Source organism: Devosia geojensis (genome assembly GCF_000969415.1).
Taxonomy (GTDB): domain Bacteria; phylum Pseudomonadota; class Alphaproteobacteria; order Rhizobiales; family Devosiaceae; genus Devosia; species Devosia geojensis.
This window is the reverse complement of the sequence record NZ_JZEX01000106.1, coordinates 40,122-49,792: the sequence shown is the minus strand read 5'-3', so window position 1 is coordinate 49,792 and position 9,671 is coordinate 40,122. Positions and strand designations below refer to the sequence as shown.

Genomic DNA, 9,671 nt, shown 5'->3' with positions numbered 1-9,671 from the left:
GGCTCACCGACCCACCCCCACCCCGGCCCTCCCCTCAAGGGGGAGGGGGCGATAGCCGATGGTCCTCAACCTACTCCTTCAGCAAATCCGGACGGCGCGCGCGGGTGAGGCTTTCCGCCTGCTCGCGCCGCCATTTCTCGATCCTGCCATGATCGCCCGAGGTCAGCACCGCCGGGATCTCGCGGCCTTCGAACACCTGCGGGCGGGTGTATTGCGGGTATTCGAGCAGCCCGTTCTCGAAGCTCTCCTCGGCATGGCTCTCGGCGGCGCCGAGGACGCCCGGGATGAGCCGCACCACCGCCTCCAGGAGCACCATGGCGGCGACCTCGCCGCCGGCGAGCACATAGTCGCCGATCGAAACCTCCTCGAGCCCGCGCGCCTCCATGACGCGCTGGTCGACGCCCTCGAAGCGGCCGCAGACGATAACGGCGCCGGGGCCGGCGGCAAGCTCGCGCACCCGCGCCTGCGTCAGCGGCACGCCGCGCGGCGACATCAGGAGACGCGGGCGCGGGTCATCCGCCGGTGAGACGGCGTCGATGGCGCTGGCGAGGATATCGGGCTTCAAGACCATGCCCGCGCCGCCGCCCGAAGGCGTATCGTCGACGGTGCGGTGCCTGTCGGTTGCAAACTCGCGCAGATGCGTAGCCTGCAAGGACCAAAGGCCGTCGGCAAGCCCGCGCCCGATGACCGAGGCGCCGAGCGGCCCCGGGAAGAGCTCGGGAAAGAGCGTGATGACGTCGGCTCTAAAGCTCAATCGGGTTCTTCCTCGCCGATCTCGGCATCGAGCGGCACGATGATGGTGACGTACCCGTCGTCGAGATTGATGTCGGGCACCACCGCCCGGGTGAAGGGATAGAGATAGGTGTCGCCCGAGAGCGGATCGCGCACCTCGATGAGGTCCCCCGCCCCGAAATTGGGCAGCGCCGAGACCTTGCCGATGACCGTCCCGTCCTCGCGCCGCGCGTCGAGCCCGATGAGGTCGGCATGGTAGAACTCGTCCTCCTCCTCGGGTTCGGGCAGCACGTCGCGGTCGACATAGAGCGAGACGCCGTTGAGCTTTTCGGCCGTGGTCCGGTCGGCGATGCTCTTGAGGCGCGCGATGACCACGTTCTTTTGCACGCGAAGATCGGTGATCGTCACCGAGAGCCCAGGCCTGTCGGTCCCGAGCGGCCCATAGGCGGCGATGTCCTCGGCGTATTGGGTAAAGGGCGTGATGCGCACCTGCCCCTTGACCCCATGGGCGGCGCCGATCTTGCCGATAAGGATGCGGTTGTCTTTAGCCATCGGGTGCCTCAGCCCTTGAGACGACAGGGGCCCCGATACTCCGGTATCGAGGCCCCTGGCAAGCTGTCGAAAGACGCGCCTTATTCGGCGGTCGCTTCCTCGGCCGGGGTCTCAGCGGCGGGCTCTTCCTTGGGGGCGTTCTTGGCGGCTTCGAGCTCGGCGGCCTTGGCGGCGCGTTCCTCGGCGCGTTCGGTCGCCTTGGCGCCCGGCTTGGCCTTGTTCGGGTTGTTCTTGGCTTCGCGCTTCAGGAGGCCCGCGGCGTCGAGGAAACGCTCGACGCGGTCCGTCGCCTGGGCGCCGACCGAGAGCCAGTGCTGGGCGCGCTCGGCGTTGAGCACGATGCGGCCTTCGTTGTCCTTGGCCAGCAGCGGATTATAGGTGCCGAGCTTCTCGATGAAGCGGCCATCGCGCGGCGAACGGGCGTCGGCGACGACGATGTGGTAGAACGGGCGCTTCTTGGTGCCGGCGCGGGCGAGACGGAGCTTGAGGGACATTGGGTCTTCCTTGAGTTGTGCTTTGGTTATTTCTTCTTGCCGCCGAGGCCGGGAAGGCCAGGGAAGCGGGGGGATCCACCGAGGCCCGGCAAGCCGCCGGGCGCGGATTTGAGGAGGCTGCCGACATCGCTCGGCAGCTTTTCGGAGAGCTGAGGGGCAGCGGGCGCGCCGCCGGCCATCTGCTGGAGTTGCTTCGGATCGATGCCCGCCTGTCGGGCCATGGCCTCGAGCTGCTTGGGGTCCATCTTCGAGAGGTCGGGCATGCCGCCCATCCCGCCCATCTTGCCGCCGAACATGCCGGCGAGCGCGCCGGGGCCGCCTTTCGACACCTTCTTCATCATGTCCGCCATCTGGCGGTGCTGCTTCATGAGCTTGTTGATGTCGGAGACTTCCGTGCCGGAACCGGCGGCGATGCGCTTGCGGCGCGAGGCGTTGAGAAGGTCCGGATTGGCCCGCTCTTTCTTCGTCATCGAGTTGATGATGGCGATCTGCCGGTCGAAGACCTTCTCGTCGATATTGGTCCCGGCCATGGCTTTCTTGAGCTGACCCGCACCAGGCATCAGGCCCATGAGGCCCCCCATGCCGCCCATCTTCTTCATCTGCTGAAGCTGGCTGCGCAGGTCCTCGAGGTCGAAGACGCCTTTCTTGAGCTTCTTGGCCATCCGCTCGGCGTCTTCGGCGGTGACGTGCTCGCGCGCCTTCTCGACGAGCGAGACGATGTCGCCCATGCCCAGGATCCGGTCGGCGATGCGGCCGGGATGGAAATCCTCGAGCGCATCCATCTTCTCGCCGGTGCCGATCAGCTTGATCGGCTTGCCCGTCGCCGCGCGCATGGAAAGCGCCGCGCCGCCGCGCCCGTCGCCGTCGACGCGGGTGAGGACGATGCCGGTGACGTCGACGCGCTGGTCGAACGAGCGGGCGAGGTTGACCGCGTCCTGGCCGGTCAGCGCATCGGCGACGAGCAGCACTTCGTGCGGATTGGCGAGCGCCTTGATCTGCGCCGTCTCGGCCATCAGCTCTTCGTCGATATGGGTGCGGCCGGCCGTATCGAGGATGACGACGTCGAAGCCGCCGAGGCGGGCCTCGCGGATGGCGCGTTTGGCGATGTCGGTGGCGCTTTCGCCCGGAACGATCGGCAGGTTGTCGACGCCGACCTGCCGGCCGAGGATGGCGAGCTGCTCCATGGCCGCCGGACGGCGCGTATCGAGGGAGGCGAGCAGGACCTTCTTGCCCTGCCGGTCCTTCAAGCGCTTGGCGATCTTGGCCGAGACGGTGGTCTTGCCCGCGCCCTGCAGGCCAACCATCAGGATCGGCACGGGTGAGGGCGCATTGAGGCTGACCGGCACCGCGTCTTCGCCCAGGACCGAGACCAGCTCGTCATGGACGATCTTGACGACCTGCTGGCCCGGCGTCACCGAACGGGTGACTTCCTGTCCGACGGCACGCTCGCGCACCTGTTCGACGAAAGCGCGCACGACCTCGAGCGACACGTCGGCTTCGATCAGCGCCCGGCGCACTTCGCGCAAGGCCATATCGACGTCGCCCTCGGAGAGGGCGCCGCGGCCCTTGAGGCCATCGAAGATTTTACCGAGCCGGTCGCTTAAGCTCTCGAACATCAAACTTCCTTTCGCTCACGGGCCGCAGGCCCTCCGCGGGCGCGGGAAACGTCCCGCGGGGTCCTCGCTTCGCTCGTCCATGAGCTCTCCGCCTGCCCCGGCGGATATAGGGTCCTCAAGTCCATGCGCAAAGCCAAAACGCACCCGCGGGCGCAACGCGCTGACGGATGGTGACCGCTTTCCTCCCGGGAAAGCCAGTGGCTCGGCTCATCGCAATGGGCACAGAACGGGCGGCTTATAGGCGCGATGGGGCGCCGGAGTCAACAATCCGTCAGCCGCCCCCGCCCTCACCCTCGCCCGAGCGCGCGCATGATGACCGAGCGCAGGCCCTTGGGGCTCGCCATCACCGCCCGCTTCAGACGCGGGCGCAGGCCCTGGTCCCAGAAGCGGGTGAGGAGCCGGCCGCGCCAGGTGAGCGGCAGGGCATGGTCGGTGACCTCGACCACGTCGGTTGCCCAGGTGAGCTTGTAGGGCATCACCGGCACGAGGAGATCGGCGCCCTTGAGCCCCCGGTCCGAGCAGGCGCGGATGACTTCGCCGAGGTGCAGCTTGCCGGGGCTCTCGTCGCTGTTGCCGAAGTCGCGGGCGGCAACGAACGCATAGTAGCGCCGGTTGTGGACGAACCCCCACTGCTCGGCGACGGGCTCGCCTTTGTGAAGGAGGGACGTCGCGAGGATATCGACGTCCGGAGCGTCCGGAAGGTGCCGGCAGAACTCGTGGAAGCCATCGTCGGAAAAGGCGCGCGAGGTCAGGCCCTGGTCCTTGAGGCGTTCGGCGCGGCCGGCATAGGTGCGCTCGATGACGCCGAGAATGTCCTCGCGGTCCTCGGCGACGCGGTGAACCAGGGGGGCCTCGCGCTCCAGCCGGTTGCGGGCGTTGCGCATGTTCTTGCGCGTCTTGGATTTGATGGTCTGGAAATAGGCCGGATAGTCGGGAAAGGAGTCGAGCGCGACATAGGGCGCGCCCTGCGGCGTGCCGGTGACGAGATTGTCGGCCGGCATACCCTGCGCCAGCGCGCTGCCCTTGCGCACCTTCAGAAAGCTCAGCATGTCGGAGGGCGCGGCGGCAGTGGCGGCGGCGACGAGCACCGCCAGCGCCGCCGTCGGATCGAGGCCCGGCGCGACGAGAAAGTCGGAATACTGCGCGAACGCATGGCCGAACGGCACCAGCACCTTGCGCATCAGCGTCTTGACGCGTTCGAGCGGCAGCACGGCCTTGACCGTCTCGCCCTCGGAAAGGACGGCGATGACCGGCTCGAACCGGCTGTTGCCGCGCGCCGCCTCATGGTCGAACACGGCCCGGCACCAGGCCATGCTCTGGAAGAAGACGGCGCCCGGCGCCTGGCGTTCCAGCGCCTGCCAGGCAGGCGCCAGCGCATCGAACGCCTCGCGGGTGCGCACCACGCTCACCCCGGGGGCGAGCGCCTGCGTATCCCGACTGCCAGACGAACCCATGGAGAATACCGGCCCGGAAAACCCGCCGAGCGGAGCGGCCTCGCCGCTCATTTGGCGAACTGATAGCTTTCGATGTCGCTCACCCCCTCCGGGGCGGCGGGATCGACGCGGAAATCGACCGTATAGACTTTCTGTCTCTGCGGATTGAGCGGGGTGAACTTGACGAGGCCGGCGAGCGCCAACTTCGAATAATAGGAAAGGCCCGTGACCTGCTGGCTGAGGTGCGAAAGCCCGGCCTTCGAGCGCAGGATGCCGTTGGCGTAGTTGACCGCGTAGTGGCGGCGCAGCTCGTTGGTCCAGTGCTCGGTGGTGAAGGAGACGTTGAGCATGTCGCCGTTGACCACGCGGTGCGGACCGTTGAGCGGCCAGTGGATCATCTTGCCGGCATCGAGCACGTGCACTTCGGCATAGTCGTCGAACCAGGCTTCGTAAGGCATGTCGGTCTCGCGCAGCTGGCCGAGGATCAGCTTTTCGAGCGCGGGCTGCGAGATGAACGGGGCCGAGTTGGGGTAGACATAGAGCGTCTTGGTGCCCCGCACCTGCCAGAGGCTCTGGCCGGGCACGTCCGAATGGTATTTGACCGAGACGTTGGGCGAGGAGATGAGCAGCGTCAGGTTGCGCTTGTAGGACTTGAAGCCCGGAACGCGCTCCTCGAACTCGCCATAGACCTCGTCGAGCAGGGCGCCATAGGCCGGATCGACCGCGGCGGGCTTGACGATGTTGATCCAGATGTTGCCGGACTTGACGACGTCGAGCACCTCGCGCCCGGAAAGCCCTTTGATCTCGCCCTCGCGGCGCTTGGGCGGATTGCCGGGGGTCTTTTGCGAATAGTTGACGTGGTAGGCGTCGCGCGGGCTCTTCTCGATGAGGGCGGCGAGCGCATCGTCGGAAAACAGCGGCGAGGCGGCGAGCCGGTGCGACAGCTCCAGCGAGAATTTGCCGAACAGCCGCTCGTAATGGGGCTGCCAGTCGGTAATGATCTGGTCGGTAATCAGGTTCATGTTCATTTGCTTAGGGTCCAAATGGGGGCAAGTATGACCTCTCGGATCAACATAGCGCTCCTGACCCTGGCGCAGGCATGCACTCTGAAAAGCTGGTTAAGGACTTCAACCTGTTGATCAGACTGGCTTTTCGAAGGGTGCCTCGAAGTTGATTCAAAGGCCGGACCGGCCTCCGGCGCGCCCGCGACACTGGCAATCGCGCGAGCTTTCCGCCATATAGGGCCAATTCTTCTTTTCGGGCAGGAGCCGGAAGCGACGTGAGCGGCGTGCCGTTTCTCAAGATGAACGGGCTCGGCAACGAGATCATCGTTGCCGACATGCGCGGCCGCGCCGATCGCGTTTCGGCCTCCGCCGCCGTCGCGCTCGCCGCCGATCCGGGGACCCATTTCGACCAGGTGATGGCGATCCATGACGCGCGCACCCCCGGCACCGCCAACTATATCGAGATCCTCAACGCCGACGGCTCGCTGGCGCAGGCCTGCGGCAACGGCATGCGTTGCGTCACGCAGATGCTGGCGGCCGAAAGCGGGCAAAAGCACTTCGTCTTCGAGACGGTTGCCGGGATCCTCACCGCCGACGAGCACCCCGACGGGCTCGTGACCGTCGACATGGGCAAGCCCCGCTTCGGCTGGAAGGATATTCCGCTCTCCGAGGAATTCGCCGATACCCGCGCCATCGAGCTGCAGATCGGGCCGATCGACGCGCCCGTCCTCCACTCGCCCTCGGTCGCCTCCATGGGCAATCCGCACGCCATCTTCTGGGTCGAGGATGACGTCTGGGGCTACGAACTCGAGCGCTTCGGACCGCTGCTCGAGAACCATCCGATCTTTCCCGAGCGGGCCAACATCTCGGTCGCGCGGGTGACCTCGCGCGAGACGATCGACCTGCGCACCTGGGAGCGCGGCGCGGGGCTGACGCTCGCCTGCGGCACGGCGGCATGCGCGGCGGCGGTCAGCGGCGCGCGCACCGGTCGCACCGGCCGGCAGGTAACTGTGACGCTGCCGGGCGGGGATCTGAAGATCGACTGGCGCGACGACGACCACGTGATGATGACGGGCCCGGCCGAGCTCGAATTCGCCGGCACGATGGACCCCGCGACCGGCGCCTGGTCGCGCGATCGGGAGGTCGCCTGATGGCCATCGAGACCATCACCTTCGGGTGCCGCCTCAACGCCTATGAAGCGCAGGTGATGAAGGGTGAGGCCGAGAAGGCCGGCCTCACCGACGCCATCATCGTCAACACCTGCGCGGTGACCGCCGAGGCCGTGCGGCAGGCCAAGCAAGCCGTGCGCAAGGCCCGGCGCGAGAATCCCAGCGCCCGCATCATCGTCACCGGCTGCGCCGCCCAGACGGAAGCGCGCACCTTCGGCGACATGGACGAGGTCGACCTCGTCATCGGCAACGCCGACAAGATGAAGGCGGAAAGCTATCAGCCCGTCGTCTTCGGCGTGCGCCTCAACGACAAGGTGCAGGTCAACGACATCATGAGCGTGCGCGAGACCGCCGGGCATCTCATCGAAGGCATGGACGGGCGGGCGCGCGCGTTCGTCCAGGTGCAGAACGGATGCGACCACCGCTGCACCTTCTGCATCATCCCCTATGGCCGCGGCCCCTCGCGCTCGGTGCCGATGGGCGCCGTCGTCGAGCAGGTCAGGCGCCTCGTCGGCAACGGCTACCGCGAAGTCGTGCTGACCGGGGTCGACACCACCTCCTATGGCGCGGATTTGCCCGGCCAGCCGACGCTCGGCAAGCTCACCCAGGCGATATTGAAGCACGTGCCGGACCTGCCGCGGCTGCGCATCTCCTCGATCGATTCCATCGAGGCGGACCCGGCTCTCTATGAGGCGATTACCTCCGAGAGGCGGCTGATGCCGCACCTGCATCTCTCGCTGCAGTCGGGCGACGACATGATTTTAAAGCGCATGAAGCGCCGCCATAGCCGCGCCGATGCGCTCGCCATCGTCGGCAAGCTGCGCGCCCTGCGCCCCGATATGGTCTTCGGTGCCGACATCATTGCCGGGTTTCCGACCGAAACCGACGAGATGTTCGAGAACACGCTTGCCATCGTCGCGCAAGCGGACCTCACCCACCTCCACGTTTTCCCGTTCTCGCCGCGGCAGGGCACGCCCGCAGCGCGCATGCCGCAGGTGGCCAAGGCCGTCGCCCGCGAGCGGGCGGCGCGGCTGCGAGCGGCCGGCGCGGCGCAGTTCGAAAAGCTCTGCATGAGCCGCATCGGGCAGGTCGAGAACGTGCTCGTCGAGCGAGAGGGCCTCGGCCGCACGGAACAATTCGTGCCCGTCGAGGTTCCCGGTACGAGCCCCGGCCAGATCGTGGCGGTGACCATCGCCGGCGCGACCACCGAAGGGCTCACCGGCGAAGCGATCCGCGACGCGGCGTGAGAAACGGGTTTAAGGCGAAGCAATGAGCGAGAAGAAGCCGGGATTTTTCCAGCGCCTGTTCGGTATTCCCGAGCAGCAGCAACCGCGACCGGAACCCGCTCCCGCGCCTGCCCCGACGCCGACGCCGACGCCCGAACCTATCCCCACCCCGGTTCCGCCGCCGCAGCCCGAAACGCCGCTCGAGCCGCAGAAGCCGGACATTCCCCCGCCGCCCGACGAACCGCCGCCGCGGCCTGAACCGCCGACCATTCCCGGCGAGCCCGTTCCGGCCCCGGAGCAGCCGCAGGAAATCCCGCTCCCGCCCGGTCCGCCCGAAACGACGCCGGATTATGTGATCGATGTCGAGGACGATCTTGCCGAGGAGCCGGAGAGCGTGCCCGAAACGCCGGTGCCGGACGCCGAGCCGCCGCGGCGCCAGGGGTGGTTTTCCCGGCTCGCCTCGGGCCTCAAGCGCTCCTCCGACCAGCTCGCCGATTCCATCGGCGGCATCTTCACGAGGAAAAAGCTCGACGCGGCCATGCTCGACGAGCTCGAGGACGTGCTGATCCAGGCCGACCTCGGCATCGACACCGCCATGGCCATCACCGAGGCGCTGCGCCGCGACCGGTTCGACCGCGACGTGACCGGCGACGAGGTGCGCGAGGTTCTCGCCGCCGAGGTCGAGAAGGTGCTCGAGCCCGTGGCGCGACCGCTCGAGATCGACGCGGGCAAAAAGCCGTTTGTCATCCTGATGGTCGGCGTCAACGGCTCGGGCAAGACGACGACCATCGGCAAGCTGACGCAGAAGCTGACCTCGGAAGGCAGATCGGTGCTGCTGGCAGCCGGCGACACTTTTCGCGCGGCTGCCATCGAGCAGCTGCAGGTCTGGGGCGAGCGCACCGGCGCGCCGGTCGTCGCCAAGCCGGCCGGCGCCGACGCTTCGGGCCTTGCCTATGAGGCCGTGGAGCGCGCCAGGGCCGAGGGCAAGGACGTGCTCGTCATCGACACGGCCGGACGCCTGCAGAACCGCGACGAGCTGATGAGCGAACTGGAAAAGATCGTGCGCGTCATCAAGAAGCTCGACGAGACCGCGCCGCACGCGGTGCTGCTGACGCTCGATGCCACCACCGGGCAGAATGCGCTGAACCAGGTCGAGATCTTCGGGCGGCGCGCGGGCGTCACCGGGCTTGTCATGACCAAGCTCGACGGCACGGCGCGCGGCGGCATCCTCGTCGCCATCGCCAGGAAATTCGGCCTGCCGGTGCATTTCATCGGTGTCGGCGAGCGCGTCGAGGATCTCGAGCCGTTCGCCGCCCGCGACTTCGCCAGGGCCATCGCCGGGCGCGCGCAAACGTGATCGCCTCTCGGCGTCGGGCGGGGGACCGGCCGTAATTGCATCAGCTTTCAGGGATAATCCACCGCCCGTGACAACCCGGCCGCTTGCA

At 67.4% G+C, this 9,671-nt stretch carries 9 protein-coding genes; 3 read left to right on the top strand and 6 right to left on the bottom strand.

Annotated features, from left to right (window positions below; translation table 11 throughout):
• Positions 1–70 precede the first annotated feature (70 nt).
• The 6 genes from trmD to VE25_RS10530 form a co-directional block, all read right to left on the bottom strand.
• A complete protein-coding gene (gene trmD, locus VE25_RS10555; RefSeq protein ID WP_046108575.1) occupies positions 71–754 on the bottom strand; it encodes a tRNA (guanosine(37)-N1)-methyltransferase TrmD in 684 nt (227 codons plus the stop codon).
• The gene (rimM, locus tag VE25_RS10550; RefSeq protein ID WP_046108574.1) at positions 751–1,284 is read right to left on the bottom strand and encodes a ribosome maturation factor RimM; all 534 of its coding nucleotides are present in this window, start codon (positions 1,282–1,284) and stop codon (positions 751–753) included. The genes trmD and rimM overlap by 4 nt, the downstream gene beginning before the upstream one ends.
• Before the next feature lie 80 nt (positions 1,285–1,364).
• On the bottom strand, positions 1,365–1,778 hold the full coding sequence (rpsP, locus tag VE25_RS10545; RefSeq protein WP_046108573.1) for a 30S ribosomal protein S16: 414 nt from the start codon (positions 1,776–1,778) through the stop codon (positions 1,365–1,367).
• Positions 1,779–1,804: 26 nt separating this feature from the next.
• A complete protein-coding gene (gene ffh / locus VE25_RS10540) occupies positions 1,805–3,394 on the bottom strand; it encodes a signal recognition particle protein (RefSeq protein ID WP_046108572.1) in 1,590 nt (529 codons plus the stop codon).
• Between the two features lie 287 nt (positions 3,395–3,681).
• On the bottom strand, positions 3,682–4,899 hold the full coding sequence (locus tag VE25_RS10535) for a GNAT family N-acetyltransferase (protein WP_046108571.1): 1,218 nt from the start codon (positions 4,897–4,899) through the stop codon (positions 3,682–3,684).
• A complete protein-coding gene (locus tag VE25_RS10530; RefSeq protein WP_152664584.1) occupies positions 4,896–5,849 on the bottom strand; it encodes a hypothetical protein in 954 nt (317 codons plus the stop codon). Before VE25_RS10530 ends, VE25_RS10535 begins: the two co-directional genes overlap by 4 nt.
• A 281-nt stretch (positions 5,850–6,130) precedes the next feature.
• Here VE25_RS10530 and dapF point away from each other — a divergent pair, with 281 nt between their 5' ends.
• The 3 genes from dapF to ftsY are packed head-to-tail and all read left to right on the top strand — an operon-like array spanning position 6,131 to position 9,583.
• Positions 6,131–6,982: a diaminopimelate epimerase gene (gene dapF / locus VE25_RS10525; protein WP_046108587.1), complete on the top strand. Its 852-nt coding sequence runs from the start codon at positions 6,131–6,133 to the stop codon at positions 6,980–6,982.
• Entirely contained in the window at positions 6,982–8,247 is a 1,266-nt protein-coding gene (mtaB, locus tag VE25_RS10520; protein WP_046108570.1) for a tRNA (N(6)-L-threonylcarbamoyladenosine(37)-C(2))-methylthiotransferase MtaB, read from the top strand. Before dapF ends, mtaB begins: the two co-directional genes overlap by 1 nt.
• A 22-nt stretch (positions 8,248–8,269) precedes the next feature.
• The gene (ftsY, locus tag VE25_RS10515) at positions 8,270–9,583 is read left to right on the top strand and encodes a signal recognition particle-docking protein FtsY (RefSeq protein WP_046108569.1); all 1,314 of its coding nucleotides are present in this window, start codon (positions 8,270–8,272) and stop codon (positions 9,581–9,583) included.
• The last annotated feature ends 88 nt before the right edge of the window (positions 9,584–9,671 follow it).

Bases quoted from the DNA above. Each gene is read 5' to 3' on its own strand.
- rimM (WP_046108574.1), bottom strand. From the start codon at position 1,284: ATGGCTAAAGACAACCGCATCCTTATCGGCAAGATCGGCGCCGCCCAT.
- rpsP (WP_046108573.1), bottom strand. From the start codon at position 1,778: ATGTCCCTCAAGCTCCGTCTCGCCCGCGCCGGCACCAAGAAGCGCCCG.
- ffh (WP_046108572.1), bottom strand. From the start codon at position 3,394: ATGTTCGAGAGCTTAAGCGACCGGCTCGGTAAAATCTTCGATGGCCTC.
- VE25_RS10535 (WP_046108571.1), bottom strand. From the start codon at position 4,899: ATGAGCGGCGAGGCCGCTCCGCTCGGCGGGTTTTCCGGGCCGGTATTC.
- VE25_RS10530 (WP_152664584.1), bottom strand. From the start codon at position 5,849: ATGAACCTGATTACCGACCAGATCATTACCGACTGGCAGCCCCATTAC.
- dapF (WP_046108587.1), top strand. From the start codon at position 6,131: ATGAACGGGCTCGGCAACGAGATCATCGTTGCCGACATGCGCGGCCGC.
- mtaB (WP_046108570.1), top strand. From the start codon at position 6,982: ATGGCCATCGAGACCATCACCTTCGGGTGCCGCCTCAACGCCTATGAA.
- ftsY (WP_046108569.1), top strand. From the start codon at position 8,270: ATGAGCGAGAAGAAGCCGGGATTTTTCCAGCGCCTGTTCGGTATTCCC.